Annotated in this window: 17 protein-coding genes; 9 read left to right on the top strand and 8 right to left on the bottom strand. The window is 69.3% G+C overall.

Translation table 11 applies throughout. The features are described from left to right. Positions 1 to 42: 42 nt before the first annotated feature. Positions 43 to 882: a phosphoserine phosphatase SerB gene (gene serB / locus ACQCX5_RS09350; RefSeq protein WP_434541757.1), complete on the bottom strand. Its 840-nt coding sequence runs from the start codon at positions 880 to 882 to the stop codon at positions 43 to 45. Between the two features lie 22 nt (positions 883 to 904). Further along, complete coding sequence (locus ACQCX5_RS09345) at positions 905 to 1,960, bottom strand: class I SAM-dependent methyltransferase (RefSeq protein ID WP_434541756.1); 1,056 nt, start codon at positions 1,958 to 1,960, stop codon at positions 905 to 907. A 155-nt stretch (positions 1,961 to 2,115) separates the two neighbouring features. Between ACQCX5_RS09345 and ACQCX5_RS09340 the strand changes: the two genes are divergently transcribed. The 6 genes from ACQCX5_RS09340 (at position 2,116) to ACQCX5_RS09315 (ending at position 16,772) form a co-directional block, all read left to right on the top strand. Beyond that, on the top strand, positions 2,116 to 4,422 hold the full coding sequence (locus ACQCX5_RS09340) for a hypothetical protein (protein WP_434541755.1): 2,307 nt from the start codon (positions 2,116 to 2,118) through the stop codon (positions 4,420 to 4,422). A gap of 72 nt (positions 4,423 to 4,494) precedes the next feature. After that, on the top strand, positions 4,495 to 10,653 hold the full coding sequence (locus ACQCX5_RS09335) for an Ig-like domain-containing protein (protein ID WP_434541754.1): 6,159 nt from the start codon (positions 4,495 to 4,497) through the stop codon (positions 10,651 to 10,653). 42 nt (positions 10,654 to 10,695) lie between these two features. After that, positions 10,696 to 11,667 (top strand): AAA family ATPase, encoded by a 972-nt coding sequence (locus tag ACQCX5_RS09330; RefSeq protein WP_434541753.1) that lies wholly within the window; start codon positions 10,696 to 10,698, stop codon positions 11,665 to 11,667. Next, the gene (locus tag ACQCX5_RS09325) at positions 11,664 to 12,944 is read left to right on the top strand and encodes a DUF58 domain-containing protein (RefSeq protein WP_434541752.1); all 1,281 of its coding nucleotides are present in this window, start codon (positions 11,664 to 11,666) and stop codon (positions 12,942 to 12,944) included. Before ACQCX5_RS09330 ends, ACQCX5_RS09325 begins: the two co-directional genes overlap by 4 nt. Beyond that, positions 12,941 to 15,427 (top strand): transglutaminaseTgpA domain-containing protein, encoded by a 2,487-nt coding sequence (locus ACQCX5_RS09320; protein ID WP_434541751.1) that lies wholly within the window; start codon positions 12,941 to 12,943, stop codon positions 15,425 to 15,427. Before ACQCX5_RS09325 ends, ACQCX5_RS09320 begins: the two co-directional genes overlap by 4 nt. A gap of 112 nt (positions 15,428 to 15,539) precedes the next feature. Next, a complete protein-coding gene (locus ACQCX5_RS09315; RefSeq protein WP_434541750.1) occupies positions 15,540 to 16,772 on the top strand; it encodes an RDD family protein in 1,233 nt (410 codons plus the stop codon). Between the two features lie 13 nt (positions 16,773 to 16,785). Here the strand turns inward: ACQCX5_RS09315 and dcd are convergent, their stop codons facing one another. From dcd to ACQCX5_RS09300, 3 genes are read right to left on the bottom strand one after another with little or no spacing between them, the layout of a single operon-like run. Next, positions 16,786 to 17,376 (bottom strand): dCTP deaminase, encoded by a 591-nt coding sequence (gene dcd / locus ACQCX5_RS09310; RefSeq protein ID WP_434541749.1) that lies wholly within the window; start codon positions 17,374 to 17,376, stop codon positions 16,786 to 16,788. A 25-nt stretch (positions 17,377 to 17,401) separates the two neighbouring features. Then, positions 17,402 to 18,076 carry a ThuA domain-containing protein gene (locus ACQCX5_RS09305; RefSeq protein ID WP_434541748.1) on the bottom strand — a complete coding sequence of 225 codons (675 nt, stop codon included), beginning with the start codon at positions 18,074 to 18,076 and terminating at the stop codon, positions 17,402 to 17,404. 9 nt (positions 18,077 to 18,085) lie between these two features. Then, positions 18,086 to 19,021, bottom strand: a complete 936-nt coding sequence (locus tag ACQCX5_RS09300) for a glucosaminidase domain-containing protein (protein WP_434541747.1) — start codon at positions 19,019 to 19,021, stop codon at positions 18,086 to 18,088. A gap of 107 nt (positions 19,022 to 19,128) precedes the next feature. On the opposite strand from ACQCX5_RS09300, the gene ACQCX5_RS09295 reads away from it, so the two are divergent. Then, entirely contained in the window at positions 19,129 to 20,493 is a 1,365-nt protein-coding gene (locus ACQCX5_RS09295; protein WP_434541746.1) for a hypothetical protein, read from the top strand. Here the strand turns inward: ACQCX5_RS09295 and ACQCX5_RS09290 are convergent. The 3 genes from ACQCX5_RS09290 to ACQCX5_RS09280 form a co-directional block, all read right to left on the bottom strand. After that, the gene (locus tag ACQCX5_RS09290) at positions 20,470 to 21,912 is read right to left on the bottom strand and encodes a sensor histidine kinase (protein WP_434541745.1); all 1,443 of its coding nucleotides are present in this window, start codon (positions 21,910 to 21,912) and stop codon (positions 20,470 to 20,472) included. The two genes, ACQCX5_RS09295 and ACQCX5_RS09290, sit on opposite strands and share 24 nt — an antisense overlap. A gap of 10 nt (positions 21,913 to 21,922) precedes the next feature. Further along, a complete protein-coding gene (locus ACQCX5_RS09285) occupies positions 21,923 to 22,648 on the bottom strand; it encodes a response regulator transcription factor (RefSeq protein ID WP_434541744.1) in 726 nt (241 codons plus the stop codon). 66 nt (positions 22,649 to 22,714) lie between these two features. Further along, positions 22,715 to 23,182, bottom strand: a complete 468-nt coding sequence (locus tag ACQCX5_RS09280; protein ID WP_434541743.1) for a DoxX family protein — start codon at positions 23,180 to 23,182, stop codon at positions 22,715 to 22,717. A gap of 84 nt (positions 23,183 to 23,266) precedes the next feature. Here ACQCX5_RS09280 and ACQCX5_RS09275 point away from each other — a divergent pair, with 84 nt between their 5' ends. Further along, a complete protein-coding gene (locus ACQCX5_RS09275) occupies positions 23,267 to 24,007 on the top strand; it encodes a YaaA family protein (RefSeq protein ID WP_434541742.1) in 741 nt (246 codons plus the stop codon). Between the two features lie 44 nt (positions 24,008 to 24,051). Beyond that, a complete protein-coding gene (locus ACQCX5_RS09270) occupies positions 24,052 to 25,209 on the top strand; it encodes a protein kinase domain-containing protein (RefSeq protein ID WP_434541741.1) in 1,158 nt (385 codons plus the stop codon). Positions 25,210 to 25,225 lie beyond the last annotated feature (16 nt).

The raw sequence follows: 25,225 nt of genomic DNA, 5'->3' as shown, positions 1-25,225 counted from the left end.
GGCGATCGAATGTGTGACGGGCGCAACAATCCCACCGCACACTCACCCCAGCTGCAAGTACCCCAACGCTGCATCCAACCGCGGGAAACTGATCGTCGCATCAGCCTGCGCGGCAGCGGCCGGCTTGGCGCAGTAGGCGATGCCGAGGCCCGCCACACCCATCATGTCCAGGTCGTTCGCGCCATCACCGATGGCCACGGCCTGGTCAGGCGTGGCCCCGATCCCGGCCGCGAATTCCAGCAGCTTGCGGGCCTTGGCGGCGCGGTCGACCACGGGGCCCAGGGTTCGTCCCGTCAGCACCCCGTCGGCCACCTCGAGCGTGTTCGCCGCCGCGAAGTCGATCGACAACGTCTCGGCCAGCTTCGCCACAATCTCGATGAAGCCCCCCGACACGATCGCCACCTTGCCGCCGGTAGCATGCACGGCCTCGACGAGTTCGCGGGCGCCGGGTGAGAACTCAAGCCCGTGGCGCACCTCGTCCAGGGCCTCGACCGGCAGCCCCGCCAGGGTTTCGACCCGGGCTGCCAGCGCCTGGGCGAATTCCAGCTCGCCGTTCATCGCCCGCTGCGTGATCGCGGCGACCTGCTCACCCGCCCCGGCCCTCTCGGCGAGCAGGTCGATGGTCTCACCGGTGACCAGGGTGGCGTCGACGTCGAGCACGACGAGTTTCGGCGGCTGGTTGGCCAGCCAGCCGGTGACCACCGCGTGGTCGGCCAGCGGCGCTGCCGAACCCTCGCCCTCTGCCGACCAGCCCCACGCATGTGAGCGCACATTGGTCAGCCCGGCCATGCCGGGCAGCGCGGATGGCGGCAGCCCCGGACCGATCAGTACGGAGCGGCTGTCAGTGGGATGCAGGGTCGCGTCGCTGGTGTCGATGCTCATGCGCCCCACACTAGGGGCAACCTCAGGCAACCAGCCGAGAGACCGTGTAGCTGCGGTCCTGCGCCACCACCCCTGCGCGCCCGTGCCGGCGCAGCGCGGCCAAGTACGGCAGGTGCGAGTTGTGGACGAGCCACAGCTCACCACCCGGCACCAAGTGCTGGGCCGCCAGGTCGATCATGGCCAGCGTGGCCGAGGAGTCCTTGGCGTTGCCGGCATGGAAGGGCGGGTTGCTCACGACCAGGTCGAGGTCGGCCAGCGTGGTCAACAACGCATTGCCGTCGGCCCAATGGGTGCGCAGCCCCGTCGACGTGTCATCGGGCAGCCCGGCCGCGTGCAGCGTGAGCCGCGTCGCGTCGGCGCCGGCCCACGACAGGTCGACGGCATCGATCCCGGCGCGGGGCAGCCGCCGGGCCAGCGCTGTGGCGATGATGCCGGCGCCCGAGCCCCAGTCGAGCACCCGGGACGGTGCCGCAGCGCACACCGCGTCCAATTGGCCGAGCAGCAGGCGGGTGGCGGGGTCGAACCGCCCCGAGGCGAATGTGCCGCCATGGTGGGCCACTCGCGTGGGGGCGTGGTCGATGTCGAGCGTTCGCCACCGCGGCCACGCGCCGCCGGGTCGGTCGACGGCCCGGGGACGCGCGCCCGCGGCGTGCAGCACCCGAGCCTTGTCGCGCCCGCGGCTGGCGTTGACCCGCTCGAAATGCCTTGCCAACACGTCATTCATCGAGTGGTTGAGCTGCTTGATGCGGCCACCGGCCACCACCTGGTCGGCGCCTGACGCCACCGCCCAGGCGCAGTACTGGTCGAGCTCGTCGAGTTGGCGGGGCAGGTGCAGCCACACGACATCGATGCCGGTCAGTGGCTGGTCGGGGGTCAGCCGGGTGATGCCGTCGACGAGCGTGTCGTGGTCACTGGCGGCATCGCAGAACGCATACACCCGTGCGCCCGCCCGCAGCGCCCGGGCGGCCAGGTCGGCCGAGCCGATCACCAGCACCGCGACACCGTCCACGGCCGCCACGGGCGACTCGTCCCAGACCAGTCGGTCAACAGGGTCGGCGAGTGCGGGGGCGTTGGTCACGCGCCCACTCTAGGCGGATCGGGGTGGGCGCGACGGGCGCGCAAACCTGCAGGGCGCCTTGAGGAATCTCCTTGTCCCTTGCCCTGATGCCACCGTCGGGGGACAGAATGGGTCGGAGCATGCCCTGACGACGGCATTGCGGAGAGGATCCCGAGATGCAGCAGTACGCAGCATGGCGCGCCACCTACACCCCCGGCAACTGGGTGGTGCTGGCCGGCCCGAGTTCGCTGGTGATCCTGCAACCGGCCCCGGCGAAGATGTCGACCCTGCTCAATGGCATCTGGGACCGGGTTGTGGATTCCAGCAATATCGAGCACCTGTTGTCGCAGCTCGCCGCCTACGGCGCCAACAAGATGCCCAACTTTGCCGCCTTCTTCTGGGACGAGCAGGGCATGCATTCGCTGGTGCGCGGCCAGTTGCAGCTCGTCGACCTGAGCGATGGTGCCGTCGTGAACCACGGTGAGGGTGTGGTGTCGTGGCGCGAGGCGCCGATCGAGAGCCGCATGGTGCGGGTCGACATGGAGGCTGTTGACCAGGAGACCGTGTTGCAGCTGCCGCTCATGGTCGGCGCCGTGCTGGCCTCGGCCATCGTGCTGGACGCGTCGGCCACCACCCAGGTGGTCTTCCCCGCAGTGCGCGAGTTGGGCGAGGGCGAGGTGCCGCTGAGCGACGAGCCGGCGATCGCGGCACTCGCGCCGGTGATCCCGATCGGGGGCCAGCAGGGCTTCGCTGCCGAAGGCGCGCCCGAACCCGAACCCGAACCCGAATCTGAAACCATCGTGGACGAGCAGGCCACGCAGGCCGAAGAGGTCGAGGCCGAGGTGGTGCAGCAGGAACCCGTGGTGTCGACGGACGAGCCGAGCCCGGACGAGGCCGTGCAGTACCCGCCGGTGATTGACGTCGAGGTCGAGGACGAGCCCAACGACGCTGACCAGCCGCAGGACGAATGGACGGATGCCCCCGCAGCCGGGTTCAGCGCCGATGAGGCCGAACCTGAACCGGCCGCACCGGCGCACGAACCTGCCGCGCAGCACACCGCGGCCGAGGAGCCGGTCGTGTACCGCTCCGAGGGCGGCGACCCGGGGGCCGGGATCTTCGGGGGATTCGGGAGTGCACCCGAACCCGTGGCATCCGAACCCGTGGCAGCCGAACCCGTGGCACCCGAACCCGTGGCACCCGAACCCGTGGCACCCGAACCCGTGGCCGCCGCGGACGACCAGCACTCCGTCCAGGGTGACTTCGCCGCCATCCACGAAGAACCGGCTGTGCCGGGCTTCCAGCCGTCCGGCCCGGGCTTCCAGCCGTCCGGCCCGGGCATGCCCCAGTCACCGAGCTACCAGCCCGGACCGCCCCCGTTCGGCGCGCAGCCCCCTCAGCGCACTCAGCCCCCGCAGCCGCAGTACGGGCAGCAGCAGTTCGGGCAGCAGCCGCCCCAGCCCCAGTTCGGGCAGCGGCAACCCCAACCCCAGTTCGGGCAGCAGCAGCCACCGCACTACCCACAGCAGCAGCCGCAGTACGGGCAGCCCCAACCGCCGCAGAACCCGTACCAGCAGCAGCCACCACGCCCCGGTCAGTACGGCCAGCAGCAACCACAGAACCTGCAGCCACCACAGAACCCCTACCAGCAGTCCCAGTTCGGCCAGCAGCCGCAGAATCCTTACCAGCAGCCCCAGCAGCCCCAGCAGCCCCAGCAGCCCCAGCAGCCCCAGCAGCCCCAGTACGGCCAGCAGCAGCCCCCGAACCCCTACCAGCCGTCGCAGGGCCCGTACCAGCAGCCCGGTCAGCAGCCCCCCGGCCAGCAGCCACCGCCGGTCAACCCCTGGGCGGGTGCCCCCCAGCCGCAGGAACCACAGCAGTCCGCCTGGTCACCGCCGGCATCGGCGCCGTCCGCGGCACCGCCACCCGCCCAGCCGGCCCAGGCGCCGGCAGACGATGACACCGACGGTGGCACGGTGTTCATGACCGGCATCGCCGCCACGCACAAGCCGCACCAGCAGCACCGCCAGGACGATGCCAACCTGGTGCTCGCCTCGATGTGTGCCGCCGGCCACGCCAACCCGCCCGGCAGCCACCGCTGTCGGCTGTGCCCTGCGCCGGTCGACGCGAACAACCCGCGCCTGGTCACCCGTCCAGTGCTGGCGGTTCTGCGCTCGTCCTCGGGTGACGCCGTTGACCTCGACCTGCCTGTCGTTGTCGGACGAGCGCCCTCGGCAGACGGTCACCCCGACCAGACCCAGGTGCTGCGGGTGCCGAGCCCCAGCCTCGACATCAGCCGCAGCCATGTGTTCATCGAGCCCAAGGACTGGGCGATCGAGGTCACGGACACCTCGACCAATGGCACCCTGGTCAGGCATCCGGGTGAGAATTCGGTTCGGTTGAACCAAGGTGAGACAATCACCGTGGAGGTCGGTGCCGTCATCGATCTGGGCGATGGGGTGACCCTCGAGATTGGTCAGCCCTGATCGTCGGCGACCTGCCAGTGAGCACGACTGACGAGATGAACGACGAACCGACTGATTCCTAGGGGTAGAACCATGTCGCAAGAAGGTCGCCGTGCAGGGGCGCTTTTTGCCGACCTCGCGCAATCCAAGGGGTTCCGTGCCACCACCCGGTTCCTGCGACGGTTCTGGTCGACGATGCTGGTCGTTGCCGTCGTGGTCGGCGTCATCATCGCCGCCGTTGTCACCCCCGGATTCCGGGTGGCTGACCTGCGTCTGAACGAGGCGGCGGTCTATGTGGTGCGGCAGTCGACCTCTTTGGTCGGCAACCTCAACATGCCGTCGGAGGAATTGGCCAACGCCGCCCTGGTCGGTGCGCAGCAGTACGAGGTCATCCAGAATGCCGACCAGGTGCTGGTGAAGTCGTCGACGCCGAACCAGATCTCGAACTATGACCCCGCCACCAACCAGATGGGCAGCCCGACCAACCTGCCCAATTCGGCGACGGTGTCGGTCAACGGTGGGGTCATGGTCGTGGCCAACCCCACCAATGGGCGCGTCTGGTACGGGCCTGTCGACGAGATGCTGCGCACCGATTTTCAGTTGGCCCCGGCACAACTCGAGATCGGTGAGGGTGGCCTGGCAATCGCCACCTCGAGCGGCAAGGTGATCGCACTCAACGTCACGAGTTCGACGCTGGTGCGGCCCGGTGCCGCGGCCACCCCGCTCTCGGGCCAGGTTCCGCTCACAATCGACCCCGCCAACGCCGGCGCGGTGCGGCTGAGCGCAGTCGGTGAGAAGGCCGTCGTGCTCGACACCGCCACCCAGCGCATCTGGGTCGAGGGCACCAACGATGTGTGGGATGTCGATGGCGGCACGGGCGCCGTGCTGCCCGACCCCAGCCCCACCGCCGCCGGGGGAGTGGCGGGTGCACAGGCCATCTATGCCACGGCCGCCGGGCTCATCGCCGTGACGAAGGACGGGCCGCGCTCGCTGACCGGACTGGTCAACGCCGCACCGGTCAAGCCGCTGATTTTCGGGGACTGTGTCTACGGGGCGTTCGGCACCACCTATGCCAAGCGTTGCGCCGGCAGCGATGCCGCCACCACCCAGACGATCCCGCAGGTGCCCCAGGGCGCAGACCTTCGCTTCGGGCGCAACCGTGGCTCGGTGGTGCTCAACGATGCTGACTCCGGCTACATCTGGCTCGTCGAGCACGGCATGAAGCTGATCACCGACTGGAGCCAGGTCACCCCCACCCAGGACGATGACTCGTCCAAGGACAGCCCTGACACGCAGGTGATCAACCCCGACCGCAAGGGCCCCAACCAGCCGCCGGTGGCGCGGGCCGACATGTCGCTGGCCGCCCGCGAGGGTCGCTCGACCATCCTGCCGGTGCTCGACAACGATTACGACCCCGATGGCGACCTGCTGACGGTGCTCGGGCCGCCGACGGCCAAGGGTGGCCCGACCTTCCAGCTGGTCAACGGCGGTTCGGGGCTGCAGGTCACGGTGCCGAGCGGCCACAAGGGTGCCATCGACTTCGACTACACGATCTCTGACGGGCGCGGCAAGTCCGCCACGGCCCACGCCCGCGTCAACGTGCTGCCGGCAGACCAGCAGGCGTCCAACCAGAAGCCGTTCCACCTGCGCCCCGACGAGAAGCTCGTCCTGGCCCAGCTGCAGCAGGGCACCAAGCGCGTGCTGCTCGACTGGCGTGACCCGGACGGCGATGACCTCATCCTGGTCGATGCCGATGTCGAGGGCGAGGACGAGGTCACGTTCACCGCCGATGGCACGCTGCATTTCCAGGATGTCGGCAAGACCACCGGTCTCAAGACCGTCAAACTCAAGGTCTCTGATGGCGTGGCAGTGACCGAGGGCGAACTCGTCGTCGAAGTGGTCAAGGGACGAGTGGCCGCCCCGATCGCCAACGGCGACTTCTACAACGCCACGGTCGGCACCGAACTCGTGATGTCGCCGCTCGCGAACGACCAGGGTGAGAACCTCACCCTGCGCGAGGTCACGCTCGAGGGCACGGGCCAGAAGGCCCAGCTGCAGCCGAACTACCACGAGAACACCATCAGGTTCACCGGCGAGGCCCCCGGCACCTACTACCTCGTCTACACCGTCTCGAACGGCCCTGTCAGCACCGGACTCATCCGGGTCGATGTGCGTGGGGCGTCGAAGCAGAACAACAAGCCCGTGGCGGCACGCGACGTGGTGCTGCTGCCCCCCGGTGGCAGCGTGCTGGTCGACCCCCTGGCCAACGACTTCGACGCCGACGGTGACGTGCTGGTGATCCAGTCGTTCGATGCCCCGTCCGAACTGAACGTCGTCATGCAGAACCGGCACCTGCTGACCGTCACCGCCAACCGGACGCCGACCAGGCCGGTGGCCATCACCTACTGGATCTCGGACGGCACCACGAGCACCCAGGGCACCATCGTGGTCGTGCCCACGCAACTGGCGGGCTCACAGCGACCCGAGGCGAAACCGGACGAGGTGAAGGCCCGGGCCGGTTCAATCGTGACCATCCCCGTGCTCGCGAATGACACCTCACCGGTCGGCCTCGACCTCTCGCTGACCCGGCTGGTCGAGGGCCCGAAGGACCGCATGTGGATCGACGGAGACAAGGTGCGCGTCGCGGTGCCCAGCGGCAACACCTCGGCCTCGATGTCGGTGACCTATGAGATCAGGGACACCGACGGGCGCACCGCCTCGAGCGTCGTCAACATCACCATCGTCTCGCCCGACGCCCAGAACGAGGCACCCACGCCCAAACTCATCGAGGCGCGGGTGTTGCAGGGCACCACCACGCGCATCCTGATCCCGATGGATGGCATCGACCCCAACGGCGACCCCGTGCGGCTGGTGGGCCTGGGAGCGGGACCGCACCTGGGCCGCATCACCCAGGTCGGCGAGCGCTACCTGTCCTATGAGGCATTCCCGACCTCACAGGGCACCGACGTCTTCCGCTACCAGGTGGTCGATTCCCATGGCGCCACCGCCACTGGCGAGATCCGCGTGGGCGTCGCCCCGCAGATTGGTGGCAACAACCCGCCCAGCACCGGCGATGACCAGATCCGGGTCAAGCCGGGTGCCACGGTGACCATGCCGCTGCTGCTCAACGACGAGGACATCGACGGCGACAACATCGGCTTCGTCGACACGAATGCCATTGACCTGCCCTTCGCAACGAAGATCGTCAACGGCAACTCCATCACGTTCACGGCGCCCACCAAGCCGGGCACCTATGCAGGCAAGTACTACGTGCGCGACTCGGCCAACACCCTCGGCAACGGTGCCATCACGATCGTCGTCGACGAGTCGGCGCCACCACTGGCACCGGTGGCCACCGACGACCTGGTGCAGCCGCAGACGGTCGTCGACAAGGAATACATCGACATCGAGGCCCTCAAGAATGACTACGACCTCGACGACGACTCGGCCAAGCTGACCGTGACGCTGCCCGGCAACACCAACCCCGACATCAGCGTCGCCGCCGGCGGCAACGTGCGTGCAAAGGTGCTGGACGGCGCCCAGCAGGTGCGCTACACCATCACCGACAAGGACGGTGGCTCGTCGACCGCCGTGATCACGGTGCCCGGGCGCAATGACGTGCGCCCCGTGCTGAAGGACCCGGCGCCGCTGACCGCAACAGCGGGGGAGCGGCTCGTGCTCGACCTGAACCAGCTGGTGCAGGGCACCCGGGGTCGTCCGGTACGGCTCGTCTCGGCCGACCGGGTGCGCGCGACCAATGGCGCGGCCATCCCCTCACCGCAAAAGATTGAGTGGACCCCGTCCATCGACTACGAAGGCCCGGCCGCAGTCGTCTTCGAGGTCACCGACGAGGTGCCCGAGGGTGACAAGACAGCCCGCAACGCGTTCATCTCGGTGCCGATGACGGTCAAACCCGCGCCGAACGCGAAGACCGACGAAGAGACCAAGAAGAAGCTCACCCAGCTGCCGCCCGAGCTGATCGGCACGGCGCCCGTGCTCGAGGTCGGGGCCGGTGAGAACGAGACGCGCCTCGACCTGAACAACTTCTTCCGTGACCCCAATGGCGATGAGTTCCGCTTCGAGAAGTGGGGCAAGTCGGGCGGCGATGCCAACCTCACCTGGCGGGCCGTCGGCGACCAGCAGAACCTGATCTATGCCACCGCGCCCGTCGACGCGAAGCCCGGTGGCTCGGTCACCCTCAGCGGACGGGTCATGGACATCCACGGCAATGATCGCCCCGCCCAGATGACGATCAGGATCGTGCCATCGACCCGCCCCCTGCCCGACGTCGGCACCGACACTGTCAACGACGCCAACGCCGGCCAGCCACGCGCGGTCAACGTGCTTGAGAACGACAAGTCGAACCTGCTCACCGACAAGTCGCTCACCATCGTCAGCGCCCGCGCACTCGGCGCCGGTGACGCGAAGGTCAGCGGCCAGCAGGTCGTCGTCACACCGCCGCGGGAATACGTGCCCGAGATGGTGGTCGAGTACACCGTCATGGACGCCACCTTGGACCCGAACCGGCAGCGCACGGGCAAGATCCTGGTGCAGGTGCGCGGCGAGCCGGGTGCACCAGGTGTGCCGCGCGAGGTGAAGTCCGGCGACGGCTACGTCACGCTGACGTGGACCGATGGGGCGGTCAACGGCCTGCCGATCAAGTCCCGGATCCTGCAGGTGAGCCGCGCCGATGCCGGTGGCACCACGGGCAAGTCGGTGGAATGCCAGACCAGCACGTGCACCATCGACGGGCTGGCCAACGGCAAGAACTACTGGTTCAAGGTGACCCAGACCAATGAACTGGGCCAGGCGACCTCAGGTGAGTCGGGGTCCTCGAAGCCTGACGTCATTCCCGAGGTCGTGGGCAAGCCCGAGGTCAAGTTCGGCAATGGGCAGTTGACCATCACGTGGCCGGCCGGTGTCAGTCGTGGCAGCCCCGTCACCGAATACCGCGTCACCAAGTACTCCGGCGGCAAGACCGAGACGCTGCCCTCCAAGACCACGTCGCTGACCTGGACGGGCCTCACCAACGACGAGGACTACACCTTCACCGTGGCGGCCAAGAACGTCGTGGGCTGGTCGAAGCAGGAGTCACCGGCCTCGACGCCTGAGCACCCCACCGGTCCTCCGCAGCCCGCCACCAACGTGACCGGGGCAGACGCGGGCGTGGGCATCGGCAAGCACATCACCGTCAACTGGTCTGCGGCGCCGGTCAAGAAGGATCCGATCCTGCGCTACCAGGTCTTTGCCACCCAGGTGAACAATGGCCGCCGTGAGCTGATTGCCACCGTTGACGCCGGGGGAGCCCTGTCGGTGCTGTGGGACAGGGCGACCAATGACGTCGAATACCAGTTCAGTGTCATCGCCTACAACCGCGGCCCCGACCCGGGCCAGGAGTCCGCGAAATCGGCCCCGGTCAGCGCTTTCGGTGCCCCATCGAAGCCCGTGGGTGCCAACCTGCGTGCCGGTGACGGCTCGCTGTGGCTCAACGCCGGTGACCCGAACCAGCCGCAGGTCACCGAGTACGAGGTGCAGGTCATGGCCAAGGACGGGGGTGCCGTCGGCAGCGCCGTCAAGGTGAAGGTCGGTGACCAGATCCCCGGTACCTTCCGCAACGGCCAGACCTACTACGCGATGGTCCGCGCCTGGAACCAGACCAAGGCCTCTGACTGGGGTGGCACGAACAGCGCCACGCCGGTCGGCACGCCGAGTGCCCCGTACTGGGGTGATGCCGTGGCCATCAGCGGCGACGGCGCCCAGCGCGAAGTCCGCTGGACCATGCCGGACGACAACCTGCAGGGCAACTCCCGTGACCAGGTGACCATCCAGTACGACGCCGGCGGCGGCTGGGTGGCCGTGCCCAATGTGCAGCACTACGGCTCGGCGGGCGGCGGCCAGTTCGGCACCATCAACATCAAGACCAATGGCGCCAACGTGACCGTACGGATCCGGGCAGTCAGCACCGGGCACGGCGCCTCACCTGCCGAGGGCACCACCGTGACGGCCCCGCTGACGATGGCCCTGTCGGGCAGCACCCTGAAGGTGTCCTCACGTGGCATCGGCTCGGACCTCTCGTGCTCGGTCTCGGCACCGTTCTCGACCAAGAAGAATGCCTACCTGCCCGACAACGGGTCGTTCACCGTCGACCACGACGGGGGCGCGACCCCGCCGCCACCGCCCTACACCGCCACCGTGAGCTGCAAGGCAAGCATCCTGTCCTCGCCCATGACCCTGACCAAGACGCTCGGGTAATCCCCTCCCGCGCCTGCCCGTACGAGAGAAAGACACAGCCGCATGGCCATCACCCCCGACCAGGTGCACTGGTTCTCCGACACCTTCGCCAACGTCGTCCGCAATGTCGAGCGGGTCATCATTGGCAAGAACGAGGCCATCCGTCTCGCCGTCACCTGCCTGGTCGCCGAGGGCCACCTGCTGCTCGAAGACTACCCGGGCACGGGCAAGACCACGCTCGCGCGGGCGCTGGCACAGAGCGTCGAGGGCTCCTCGTCGCGCATCCAGTTCACCCCAGACCTGTTGCCGTCCGACGTCACCGGTGTGACGATCTATGACCAGAAGACGGGCCAGTTCGAGTTTCACCAGGGCCCGATCTTCGCGTCGGTCGTGCTGGCGGACGAGATCAACCGTGCCTCGCCGAAGACGCAGTCGGCGCTGCTCGAGGTGATGGAGGAGAACCGCGTCACCGTGGACGGCAAGTCGTATTCGGTCGGGCAGCCGTTCATGGTCATCGCGACCCAGAACCCAATCGAGCAGGCCGGCACCTACCGTCTGCCCGAGGCGCAGCTCGACCGCTTCCTGATGAAGACGACGCTGGGTTATCCCGACCGTGAGGCCACCCTGCGCATCCTGTCGACTGGTGGCACCCGACCGCGGTCGGCGTCGCTGCCGGCGGTCATCACCAGCCAGGCGGTCGCCGAGATGAGCCAGCTGGCCTCGTCCGTGCACATCGAACCCTCGGTGCTCGACTACGTCGCACGCCTGGTCGAGGCCACCCGTGAGACCGAGGACGTGCAGCTGGGCGTCTCGGTGCGTGGCGCGCTGGCGCTGGTGCGCACCTCGCGGGTGTGGGCGGCGTCGCAGGGCCGCCACTTCGTCGTTCCCGACGACATCAAGATGCTGGCCGTGCCCTGCCTGGCCCATCGCATCATCATCGACGCCGAATCGGAATTCAACGGCATCACCCAGGTCGACGTGATGTCGCGGGTGATCGCCTCGGTGCAGCCCCCGACCGAACGCGCGTCTGCATGACGGCAACCCTCGAACGACCCGCCTCACCGCAACCGGATGCCCCGGATGCGGGCTGGGGTGCGGGCTGGCAGGCCCCGCCGCCCGTTGAGGCGCCTGGCCTCGGGCTCAGGGATCGACTGGGCGAGGTCAAGCGCGTCGTCGGGTTGAGCACCGCCGGCTGGGTGGGCCTGGCGCTGGCCGTGTTGTGCGTCGTCGGCTGGCTGTTCACCCACTGGGTCGAACTGCTCTACATCGCGGTGCTGCTCGGCATGCTCGTGGTGATCGCGCTGCTGTTCACCCTTGGGCGACCCCGTTTCGACGTGGCGCTGCAACTGCAGCACCAGCGGGTCATCGTGGGCGAGGGCGCCGCGGGCCGCCTGGCGGTGCGCAACACTGCGGGCCGCCGCTCATTCCCGTCGCGGCTCGACCTGCCCGTGGGCGAGGACGACGCGAGCTTCGCCATCCCGTCGCTGGGCGGCGGCGCCGTGCACGAAGACCTCTTCGAGATCCCCACCCGTCGCCGCGGCGTCATTCCCGTCGGGCCGGCCCGTTCGGTGCAGGGTGACCCCTTCGGCCTGTCGGGCCGCGCCACCGACTGGACCGAGGTCACCGAACTGTTCGTCCACCCCCGCACGGTGAACCTGCCCGGGCGCCAGACGGGCTTCATCCATGACCTCGAGGGCCATGCGACCAACCAGCTGACCGCCAGCGACATGAGCTTCCATGCGCTGCGCGAGTACGTGCCCGGTGACGACCGGCGCCACATCCACTGGCGGTCGTCGGCCCGCACCGGTGACCTGATGGTGCGGCAGTTCGAAGAGACCCGCCAGTCGCGCGTCGCGCTGGCACTGGACACCGCCACCGCGAGCTATTTCGATGAGGACGAGTTCGAACTCGCCGTCAGTGTCGTCGGCTCGGTGGCCATCCAGTGCGTGCGCGAAGAGAACCCGTTGGCGCTGATGACGACCATCGATGTGCTGCCTGCCGTCAGCGCGATGCGTGCCCTCGACGAACTCTGCCGCGTCGACACCCACCCGCGCGGCACCCTGTTCGACCTGGTCACCGCGATGGTGCAGCGCGAACCCACCGCCTCGATCGCCATCTTCGCCACAGGTTCGACCGTCGGCATCGACAAGGTGCGCCGCGCCACCGCGCACTTCGATGTCGACACCCGGGTGATCGCCGTGGTGGCCGACCCTGCCAGCCCGTTGTCGGTGCGCACCGTGTCGAATGTGACGCTGGCCCGTGTGCCCGCGCTGGGCGACCTGGCCCGAGCGATGCGGCAGGCGATGCGATGAGCATGGGACCCATGAACTCCGGCCACCCGAACCCCGGCCGTGGCCCTCGACGCGGTATCCCCGTCGGCCAGCAGGTGCCGCACAACCCGCACAGCGCTGCCGCCGAGGCAGGCATCACCACCCGCCGGATGCGGCTGGGCGCCCCCGACCCCGCCGCGGAGGCCCTCGGCCAGGCACCGCGCCGGCGCAGGCTTCGTCCTGAGAAACAGGTCGACAAGCGGACCCCGTTCACCCGCACCCGTGGACGGGCTTCGCTCGGCTGGCTGGCCCTGGACGCGGTGGCGATGCTGGCCCTGCTGGTGCTGCTCGTCATCGCCTTCGACCCCATTTATGGCACGTCGTGGCTGTGGGTCACCGTGCTGGGCGGTGGGCTGCTCGGCATGGTGGTGGGCTGGCTCGGCTGGAGGTTCCGCCTGGGCACGGGGGCGGTGGCGCTGGCGCTCGCCGCAGCGTGGTTCGCCTTCGGCGGCGTGTTGGCCATGCCCAGTTCGACGATGTTCGGGTTCATCCCGACGCTGCGCACCCTTCGTGGCCTCGCTCTGGGTCCGGTGACCGCCTGGAAGGGGATGCTCACCATCGAACCGCCGCTCGGTGAGACCTGGAACCTGCTCACCGTGCCGCTGCTGCTGGCAATGCTCATCGGGGTCGGCGCGGCGACCATCAGTCTGCGCACCCATCGTCCGCAACTGGCGTGGGTGCCTGCGGTCGGTGCGTACGCGGTGGCGTGGGCACTGGGCAGCCAGGTCACCCGGTGGCCGCTGTGGGTGGCCATCGCGACCGTCGCCGTGGTGCTGCTGTGGGCCGGCCAGCGCCGCCGCGTTCTGCGCGAGACCCTGGTGCGTCAACGACGCCGGGTACACCCCATCACGGCGGCTGTCGGTGCGGCCGTGCTCGGACTGGTGGCCGGGGGCACGTGGCTGCTGGCACCGCTGCTGCAGTCGACCGAGCCCCGGTTCACTGCCCGCACGCTGGTGTCCGCGCCCCTGCAGGTCGAGCAGTACCCCTCGCCGTTGCAGTCGCTGCGCGGTGTGCACTCGATGAACGAGAACAACGTGATGCTGTCGGTGTCGGGGGTGCCCACGGGTGCCACGATCCGGCTCGCCACCATGGACACCTTCAACGGCCTCACCTTCAACGTGACGAACTCGACCTCGCCGGTCAGTGGGGACGCGTTCAGGCGTGTCGGCGCACGGATCACCCCCCTGCAGGACGGCCAGCAGGCCACGGTGAGCATCACGGTCGGTGCCCAGGGTGGGGTGTGGCTGCCGACCGTGGGCCAGACCACAGGCATCTCGTTCGACGGACAGCGTCAGGTCGCACTGGGTGACACCTTCTTCTACAACCGCGCCACCGGCACCGGGCTGACCACTGCCGGGCTGCGGCCCGGCGACACCTATGTGCTGCAGTCGGTGGTGCCGCAGCGGCCGACCGATGAGCAGATCGCGGCAGCCGGAGCCGGCAATGTCGCCATGAACGACAACGAGCTGGTGCCTGACCTCGTCCGCGAACAGGCCACCACGTGGACCGAGGGCACCACCACGAAGGGGGCGGCCGCGCTGAAGCTGGTGCAGATGCTGCGCACCGGCTACTACTCCAACGGGCTGCCCGAGCAGACGCCGTCGCTGTCCGGTCACACCTCGGCGCGGATCGGGGCCCTGCTCACCAACACCAACGCCATGGTCGGCGACGAGGAGCAGTACGCCGTGACGATGGCGCTGATGGCGCGCACGCTGGGCATCCCGGCCCGGGTGGTCTATGGCTACGAGGTGCCCGAGTCGGGCTCGGGTGACCTGCGTGGACGCGACATTCGCGCGTGGGCCGAGTTGAACCTGCAGGGCTACGGCTGGGTGCAGTTCAACCCGACGCCGGACCATGACCGCGTGCTCAAGCAGCTGGAGAAGAAGGCCCCGCCGAAGCCCCGTCCGCATGTCGACAACCCGCCGCCGCCCCCGCAGAAGCCCGAGAAGCTGCCCAACGACTCGAACCTGCCCGCGAACACCGGTGAGAAGCCGGCCACCCCTCCCAGCATCGACTGGAAGCGGGTCGGCACCCTCATGGCCATCACTGCGGTGCCGCTGGTCACGCTGGTGGGCCCGGTCGTGCTCATCCTCGGGTTGAAGGCGAAACGGCGCAGCGAGCGACGCCACAACCCAGTGGCGGCCAATCGGGTGGCAGGGGCCTGGGCCGAGCTGGTCGACAAGGCCCGCGACCTTGGCCGCAGCCCCACGCCGACGGCCACCCGGTCGGAACAGGCTGAGTCGATGGTGATCGCGTTCCCCTCGATGATCACCGATGCCGACCCCATCAACCTGGCCAAGCGAGCCGACTCGCTGGTGTTCAGCCCAGACCCGGTCAACGACGAGACGGCCGAGGGCTACTGGACGACGATGAAGTCCGCCGAGCATGGCGTGCGCCGCTCGGTGGGATGGCGTCGGTGGCTGACATCACGACTGTCGGTGCGTTCGTTCCGGCGGTACCGCTGAGGGGGCTGACCGCCGATCCCATAGAGTCTGGTGCTGATAGGCAGCCCCTGCTGCCGACGGTCTGCGTTGACGATGCGCAGAGCGCTCCTCCTTCGACCCCGGGAAGGACATGATGGCCCGCAACATGCCGAAGGGCGTGCAGGTCGCCCCGCTGTTCTCTCGGCTGGTGGCCTGGCTGATCGACGTGTCGGTGCCGGCGGTGCTGGGCACCCTGGCCTGGTGGCTGCAGCCACGCATCGAGAGCCAGAGCGTGGCCCTGGTCGTGCTGATCGGGCTGGGGCTGCTGCAACTGGCGTGGGGCCTGCTGCTCTGGTGGGGCTACGGCACCCGTGGGGCCGGCGTCGGTTTCTCGGTGATGAAGCTGCAGCTGGTCGGGTTGACCGATGGTCGCCCGGTCGGCTGGTGGCGTTACTTCTTGCGCCAGCTCGTCTGGTCAGCGCTGATGGGCACGGTCGTCGGCGGGGTCTTCATGCTGATCTTCCTGCTGATCCACGAGCGGCACCAGGGCTGGCACGACCTTGCGGCGAAGTCGGTGGCGATCAGGGCCCGTGAGCGGGTGGTCGGCAAACCGAGGTCGGTGGCCGCACCCCGCACCAACCACTCGACCACGGTCGCGCTGCCGCCCCACCTTGTCGCGAAGGCCTTCGAGGGACGCGAACAGGCACCGCAGCCGGTGACCGACCCCGCAGAGATTGCGCGGCAGGCGGCGATGTTCGGCGGCGGCTACACGGGTCAGGCAGCACCGGGCGCCGTGCCCGTGCAGCCCATGGGCGAGGCCACGTGGCGTCCACCCAGCGCACCCGCAGCGGTGCCGCAACAGCCAGTCGGCATGCCCGAGCCCCCGACCGGGCGCCAGCCCGCGCCGGCGCCGCAGCAACAGTGGCAGCGACCGCCGGGCAGCGACCAGGGTGAGACCGCGGTGCGTCCACGTCGCCTCGACCTCGCTGATGACGAGGGCGGCACCCATCTGGCGGTGCGTCCCCAGGCGGCGCCCCGCGCGGGCAACGAGGGCTGGTACATCGTGCTCGACGACGGACGACAGGTCGACGTGACGGGCCTGGTCGTGATCGGCCGCAAGCCGACCCAGCCCGTCGGTGTGGCCGATGCGCGGCTGGTGCCGGCGGGTGACGGCGGGCACGCGGTCTCGAAGAACCACCTGCAGGTCGGGGTCGACACCCGCGGGCTGTGGATCACCGACACCGGCTCGACCAATGGCACGGCCGTGGTGAATGTGCGCGGCGACCTCGAGCCGTGCCAACCCGGTGTCCAGGTGCGTGTGCGCGAGGGCCAGGTGGTCTCGTTCGGCGACCGCACCATGACGGTGCGCCGCAAGCCGGCGTTCTGACAGCTGGGGCTCCTCAGGCCTCGCCCGCCGGGATGTCCGTCCGGTGGAAGTTCAGGTGGCTGCGGCTGGCCGTCGGACCCCGCTGGCCCTGGTAGCGCGACTTGTTCACAGCGCTGCCGTACGGGTTCTGCGCGGCCGAGCTCAGCTGGAAGAAGCACAACTGCCCGATCTTCATGCCCGGGTAGAGCTTGATCGGCAGGTTGGCCACGTTCGACAGCTCCAGGGTCACATGCCCCACGAAGCCGGGGTCGATGAACCCGGCCGTCGAGTGGGTCAGCAGGCCCAGTCGGCCCAGAGATGACTTGCCCTCGAGGCGGGCGGCGATGTCATCGGGCAGCGTGACCTGTTCATAGGTCGCGCCCAGCACGAACTCGCCGGGGTGCAGCACGAAGGGCTCGTCGCCGGTCGGCTCGACGAGCCGGGTCAGGTCGGGCTGGTCGTCGGCCGGGTCGATCACCTGGTAGCGGTGGTTCTCGAAGACCCGGAAGAACCGGTCGAGGCGCACGTCGACGCTGGACGGCTGCACCATCTCGGGGGTCCAGGGGTCCAGGGCGATGCGGCCCTGGTCGACCTGGGCAAGGATGTCGCGATCAGACAGCAGCATGGTCTTCAGGCTAGTGGCACACGACTCACCTCGCGTGCAGCAACCATTCCACCTCACGGTGCAGCAGGTCGCGGCGCGGGGCCGAATGGTACGAGCGGGCGTCATGCCCCAGCCCGTCGTAGACCACGCGTCCCTGGCCGTGCCCGGGGTCGCGCGCCCACGCCATCACGTGGAACTGCTCGCCCGTCTCGTGGTGCAGCAGCGGCGTCACGTCCGGCCCGATGGCCAGGTGCCAGTAGCGCTCGTCATAGACCTGCACCTGGTCGAGCCCGACCAGGATCGGGTGCTGGTCGGCGCCCGCTGCCGGCTCGAACACCGCCACACTGCGCTCGGGGTGGCCGGACGTGCCCCGCACCCACCGCCCACCGATGATCTGGGGCCAGGCGCCCCAGCCGGTGAACGAGTTGAGCCCGGTGTGCACTGCCAGGATCGCCCCGCCCGTGCCATGCCACGCTTCGGCCGCGGCATAGGCATCGGCCCAGTCGGCCGGGTCGGGTACGACCGCATCGGGTCCGCCACCGCCGGCGTTCACGATGAGCAGGTCGACCCCGTCGAGCGAGGCGAGCACTTCGGGGTGGGCGTCCCGCACGACGACGTCGTGGCCGTCGAGCACGCGGGCGATCTCGGTGGACGTCTCGTGGAAGGGGTGCCAGGGGTCATCGAACGGGGCGACCCCGCTGAACACGACGATGTTGCTCATGGGGCAAGACTAGGCTCCCGTGCTCGGCAGCGGGCGGGCCTGCACCTGGTACTCACGATTCGCGCCCGTCGTGGACGATGCTGCCGCCGCCGCAGTGGACGCCGGGGCCGATGGGCTCGCGGGCACGCTGGCCGTGCTCGCCGGGGCGTTCGTCGTGGCCGGGGCACTGCTCGTCCCCGTCGATGACGGCTCAGCCACCGGGGTCAGCCCGGTCGTGTCAAGCCCGGCCCTCTTGGCCAGCACCACCGGGGGAGTGTTCGGCAACTGGTCATCGGCCTTGACCACCCCGCCGGTCGCGAGCTTCGTCGCCGCACCGCCCACCCCCGCGCTGGGGGCCGAGCCGACACCGGTGCGCCAGTCGAAGCGGTACATGTTGCGCTGGTCCATCAGCGTCTTGAGCAGGTTGGCGTAGTTGGGGTCGGTGGCATACCCGCCCTTGCGCACCTCGACCGCGAACTGCACGGGGTCTTCATTGACCAGGAATGCCTTGTCGTAGAGCCCGCGCGTCTTGAGGTAGTAGCCGTGGTCGACCATGCTCATCGCCGGCGAGGCATAGGTCCTGAACCAGTCGGTGATCTGGTAGGCCCGTCCGCTCGAGTCGTACTCGGTGGTCACCATCGCGACGCAGCCGTTCTGGTAGGGGCTGTCCCAGGGGGCGCTGAGGCGCCCGCACTTGATGCCGAAGTAGTTGTTGTTGGGTGCGCCCGACAGCTTGGACGAACCCCAGCCCGACTCGAGCGCGGCCTGGGCCAGGGTGACCGAGGCCGGTACGCCGAAGCGGTACCAGCTGTCCTTGGCGCCGGGGGCCAGCGTGGCCAGGAACACCTCGACCTCGGCATCGGTGGCGGCGCTGGCGGTGGGTGCGGTGGCGGCGACCAGCCCGGTGCCCATGAGGGCGAGGCTGACCAGTCCGATGAGGGAATGACGCAATCGGGGCAGGCGCATGGCCCCATCGTCTGCCGTGGGCGCGTGATGTGCCAACCCTGCCCTCAACCCGCACTCGAGGGCTCGGGGATATCAGCGATGGGCCCGATGCCACGTAGTCTGGTGCGGTGAGCAACAACGGCGGCAACTACGGTCAGAACCCCCAGGGGGGCTGGGACAACACCCAGAACAGCCCCTGGACACAGCCGGGCAACCAGCCCTCGGCCGACCCGTGGGCCAACCAGGGCCAGAACACCGGCGGCTGGGGGCAGCAGCCGCCCAGTGGTCCCACGTCCGCGCCGCAGTACCCCTCGTCGCCGGGCAGTTCGTCGCCCGCCAGCGCCGGCTGGAACACCACCGGCACCTGGAACAACACCGGTTACCAGACGGGCCCGCAGGGTCCCCAGACCGGGTACCAGACGGGGTACCAGACCGGCCCGGGCCAGGCGCCCTACCAGCCGTCGAACCAGCCGCCGAAGAAGAAGTCGAACCTCACCCCGCTGATCGCCGGCGGCGTCGGACTGGCACTCATCGCGGCCGTGGCCACCGGGCTGGTGCTCAGCCGCGACCGGGGCTCGTCCGGCCAGGACACCACGGGTCAGACCACGGGTGCGACGACAGGTGCTCCCACGCCGTCGCCGACCCCGACGGTCAAGGCCCCGGGCGAGGGCACCTATGACACGGCCATCGACTACCTGAAGGCCAACAAGTTCACCTGCACCGAAGAAGGCACCTCGGGCATCCAGTCGACGATCTGCACCCACTTCGGGGCGGCGCCGTACATGATCGCCTATGTGGGGGCGACGACGTCCGGGGGTCTTGGACGAGTCGCGCTCGAGGTGCAGGAGGATGCGCAGGCAACGATCGCCAAGCAGGTCTCGGACGAACTGATCGAGCAGTTCGCCACCACCGACCAGGCGGCCACCATCAAGTCGCGCATCGCCGCGGGTGCCGCTCCCGGCTACACCTCCGACGACAAGCTCGGGGATGTTCGCTACCGCGGCAACAAGCGCGGCAGTGTGGTGATGTGGATCGAGGACTGGGTGCCCCAGGACGTCAAGCCCCGCTACTTCGAGGTGCAGCCCGCCGACCGTGACAAGGTGCTCACGGCCAACGGCTACAAGTGCACGGCCCGGGGCACGCTGAACAGCTGCACCAAGTCGGCCAACAATGTCGATTACCTGATCACGTTCATCGAGGCCCCCGAGGGCAATGGCCTGGCACGGCTGTCGGTGCGTGCGGTCAGCAAAGAGGCCGGTGTCGGGCGCCCGGCGTTCCAGGCCGAGGCCAAGAAGGTGCTGCCCGAGCTCAACAAAGAGACGGGTACCGCCGTGCTGACCTGGATGGGCAAGCAGGACGAGCGCACCGGCGGGCTGGAGTTCGTGAACGGCCAGATCGTCGACTACTACCCACGGTCGACGGTGCAGGGCAATGAGGCCGGCTCGGTCTACATCTGGGCATCCTGCTGGTCAGGCACCCGGGAATACTGCTGACGCTGCGGCGAAATCCAGGGTGAACGTGGTGTCGCCGGGCGTGCTCTGCACGCTGGCACGGCCACCCATCGCCTGGGCCAGGGCCGCCACGATGGCCAGGCCCAGCCCCGTGCTCGGTTCGTCGGTGTGCGCCCGCGCGGTGTCGGCGCGGGCGAACCGTTCGAAGACCTGGTCGATGATGGCCGGGTCGACACCCGGGCCGTTGTCATGCACGCGCACCAGCACGCGGTCGCCGTCGCGTGCCACCGAGACGGTGACGCGGGTGCCGGCAGGGGTGTGGGTGCGGGCATTGCCCAGCAGGTTGGTGACCATCTGGGTGATCCGGTGGGCATCACCGCTGACGGCGACGGGCTCGTCAGGAAGGGCAAGGTGCCAGTCGTGGTCGGGGCCGGCGGCGCGGGCATCGCTGGTGGCCTGCAGCACCAGCTCGACGACGTCGACGGGCCCGATCGTGAGCTGGGGGTCGGCGTCCAGACGTGCGAGCAGCAGCAGGTCTTCGACGAGCAGGCCCATCCGGGCCGATTCGGCGTCGATGCGTGACAGCGCATGGGCCGTGGCTTGCGGCAGGGTGTCACGGTCGCGGCGGGTCAGTTCGGCATAGCCGCGGATCGCAGCGAGCGGGTTGCGCAGCTCGTGCGAGGCATCCGCGACGAAGCGGCGCAGCTTGGTCTCGGACTGCTGGCGCACCGCCAGGGCCCCCTCGACATTGCCGAGCAGGTGGTTGAGCGCCTGGCCGACCTGCCCCACCTCGGAAGAGGGGTCGGCATCGGAGTCACTGACACGGTTGGGCACGACCACCTCGCCGCGGTCGAGTTCGAGCTGGGAGACCTCGTGGGCGGTGGCGGCGACCCGGTAAAGGGGTCGCAGCGCCCGGGTGACGACCAGCCGGGTGGCGATGACGGCGATGACCACCGCGGCGAGCACGAGCGCCACCTCGACCAGGGCGACCCGTGCCAACAGCTGGTCGGTCTGACCCAGCGGCAGGCCGGTGATCTTGACGATCTCGAACCGGCCGTCCTGGGACGTGACTGTCTGGGCGAGCACCCGGTAGTCACCCAGGCCGGCGAGTTCGACGGTATGCGGCTGCCCGTCGCGCGGTTGGTCGAGCAGTGTCTGGATGGCCTCAGTGCTGGGCACCTTCAGCTCACCCTCGGCGACCATGCCCACCCGTAGCACCCCCGGCACCTGCTCGACGAAGATCGTGCCAATGGGGTTGCCGAGCTCATTGGCGCCGGCCGGGTCCTGGTCGCCCGGGCCGGGGCGCAACTGCCGGGTGGCGGCCTGGTGCAGCGAGGTGTCGACCTGGTTCATGACGGTATTGCGCATGGCCAGCCACGCGACCGCGGCGACAGCAGCGGCCACGAGCGCCACGACGAGCGCGACCTGCCAGGTCAGCCGCCGCGTGAGTGGGCCCTTCATGGCCTGCCCCTCATGCCGGGCGCAGCACGTAACCGGCGCCGCGCATGGTGTGGATCATCGGGTCGCGGTTGGCGTCAATCTTGCGGCGCAGGTAGCTGATGTACAGCTCGACCACGTTCGCCTGGCCACCGAAGTCATAGGCCCACACCCGGTCGAGAATCTGCGCCTTCGACAGCACCCGGCGCGGGTTGCGCATCAGGTAGCGCAGCAGCTCGAACTCGGTCGCGGTCAGGTGGATCTCGTCGCCGCCGCGGTACACCTCGTGGGAATCCTCGTTCAGCACCAGGTCGCCCACCGTCAGCACCGACTCGTCCTGGGCGGCGGTCGCACCGCTGCGGCGCAGCAGCCCCCGCGCCCGGGCGATCAGCTCTTCGACGCTGAACGGCTTGGTGACGTAGTCGTCGCCGCCGGCGGTCAAACCGGCGACGCGGTCGTTCACGGCGTCCCGGGCCGTCAGGAAGATCACCGGGACGTCCGGCTGGTCGACGCGGATGCGCCTCATCACCTCGGGGCCCTCGAAATCGGGCAGCATCCAGTCGAGGATGACCAGGTCGGGGCGTGACTCCTTGGCCTGCTTCACGGCTTCGCGGCCCGAGGCGGCGGTGACGACCTGCCAGCCCTCGTAACGCATCGCCATGCCGAGCAGTTCAGTGATGCTGGGCTGGTCGTCGACGGCGAGCACGGTGATCGCGCTGCCATCGGGGCGCCGCAGCTGTTCGCGCGCAGGAGTGGTCATGGAACCAAGCGTGTCATCGCGCGCCATGTCCCCGCTGTGCGGATGCTGTGAATGGGCTGTGAGCGATCATGCCGGATCAGCATCGCGGATGAACCGCTCCTCGGATTCTTCGCGGTCGTCGTTGGCGTTGCCGCCCAGCAGCACGTCGATGCCGGCGCGCCCCGACCCGAAGGCCATCAGCAGCAGGCCCAGCGCCGCCAGCGCCATGTTGTACTCGTAGCCACCGTCCATCACGTCGAAACCGTTGCCGAACTTCTGGGCGAAGACCAGCACCCCCTGTTCAACCAGCAGCAGGCCGCCGATCAACGGGGTGACAAGGCCGAACACCAGCAGGATGCCGCCGACCACCTCGAAGCCGATCGTCGCCCAGGCGATCACCTCTGCCCAGGGCAGGCCCAGTGCCTCGACCTTGTCGGCGATCGCGTCCGGCCCGGCCTGGAATCTGCGCACCCCGTGGACGATCATGATCGCACCCACGACCAACCGGGCGACGAGCAGCGCGAAGTCCTGCACCGTGCGGATGAATTGACGCATTTCGGCCCCCGTCTGGTTGGCGTACCGGCCCGTGGCTCCACGGTAGGACACGGCGCCCCGTCGTGCCGCCACTACGCTGTCTGCGTGTTCATCCTGTTACCTCCGTCCGAGGGCAAGGCCGTGGTGCGGCGCGGTCGTCCGACCGATTGGGACGCGCTCAGTCTGCCGGCCCTCACGCCCACGCGACTGGCGGTGGCCGATGCACTGGCCCAGGTCAGCGCGGCGCCCGATGCCTTGCACGTGCTGGGGGTGGGGGAGTCGCTGGGCGCCGAGGTCGCCGCGAACCTGGACTGGCGCACCGCGCCGGCGGCACCCGCCGAGAAGGTCTACGACGGCGTGTTGTTCGACGCCTTCGACGTGGCCGGACTGCAGGGGACGGCGCTGCGCAGGGCCCGGTCGAGCGTACGGATCAGCTCACCGCTGCACGGCATGGTGCGGCTGACCGACCGCATCGCGCCCTATCGCCTCGGGCCGGATGTGCAGCTGCCGGGGTTGGGGGTCGTCCGCAGCGTGTGGCGCGCCCAGCTTGCCGCTGTCATGGACAGCGAGGCCGACGACCGCCTGGTGGTCGACCTGCGCTCGGGCAGCTACAGGTCGTGGTGGCGTCCGGTGACGGCCTCGGCGTGGGTGACCGTCGACGTGCCCGGCGCCTCACACTTCGCGAAGTTCACGCGCGGCCTGGTGGCCAGGCGGCTGTGCGAGGCAGGGAAGGTACCGACCCGGCCGCAGCACCTCGTCGACCTGCTGGCCAATTACGGCGCCGAGCTGGTGGCCCCGGGTCGTCCGGGACAGCCCTGGGCGCTGACCGTCGCGGCGCAGCACTAGCTTTCGCGGGGGGTCGCTGTTCCGGGGCGTGCCAGACTGGGGGCATGACTTCCCTGCTTGCCCAGCGCTACCGCCTGACCAAGGTGGTCGGTCGCGGGTCGATGGGCGAGGTCTGGAAGGCCACCGATGAGGTGCTGGGGCGCGAGGTCGCCGTGAAGGTCGTGGGCGGCGCGCGACAGGCTGACCCCGTGGCGTTGAAGCGGTTCCAGCGCGAGACGACCGCGATGGCGAACCTGTCGCACCCGAACGTCTGCTCGATCTATGACGCCGGGTCTGAGGGCGACCGGGCGTTCATGGTCATGGAGTTGCTCACCGGCCCCAGCGTGGCCCGGATGATCGCCGACACGCCCGCGACGGGCGGTCGATTGCCACTCGACAAGGTCGTCCACATGGGGGCGCAGGTGGCGCGCGGACTGGCGGCAGCGCACGCCATCGGCATCACGCACCGCGACATCAAACCCGGCAATGTGATGCTGCATGACCGGGTGACCAAGATCGTCGACTTCGGCATCGCGCGGCTCGAGAACCAGGCGACGGCATTGTCGCTGACCTCGCCGGCGATGGCGATCGGCACAGCGGCCTACATGTCGCCCGAGCAGGCCCGCGGGCGACTGGTGCAGCCGCCGAGCGACATCTACTCCCTGGCCTGCCTGCTCACGTCGATGCTGGCAGGACGACCACCGTTCGTGAACCCGGACCCCATCGAGGTCGCCCGCGCGCATGCCATGGACGTGCCGCCGCCCATCACCAATGCCCGGCCCGAGACACCGCCGCAACTGGCGCAATTGCTCGGCGAGATGTTGGCGAAGCGGCCGGAGCTGCGTCCCTCGGCGACGCAGGTGGCAGCCCGATTGACCCGCATCGAGACGGCGTTGTTGGGGCTGGCCGACCCACACTCACCGCACAGCCCGCTGGCGGCGACCCCCGCCGAATCGACGCCTGCGGCACCGCCGGACCCGGCGGACCCGGCGGACCGGACCACCAGCCGTCGCCCCGTGGGCCAACCGCGCCCACCGTTCGCGTCGACGAACCCGGCGCACCGGCCCATCTATCGACCGACCCCGCAGGCACCGACCCCGCAGGCACCGACCCCACAGGCTCCGTCCTCGCAGGCCACGCCCATCGCCCCTGATGACCTGATGTCACAGGCCGAGCGTCGTGCGGCGGGTCGCGATGGCTGGAAGCGGTTCTTCCGCCGCTGAACCGGGCGCAAATCTG

It is taken from the genome of Aestuariimicrobium sp. G57 (genome assembly GCF_050110855.1).
In the GTDB taxonomy this organism is placed as follows: domain Bacteria; phylum Actinomycetota; class Actinomycetes; order Propionibacteriales; family Propionibacteriaceae; genus Aestuariimicrobium.
Note: the sequence above shows the minus strand (reverse complement) of the source record. Positions and strands in the feature narration are given on the sequence as shown.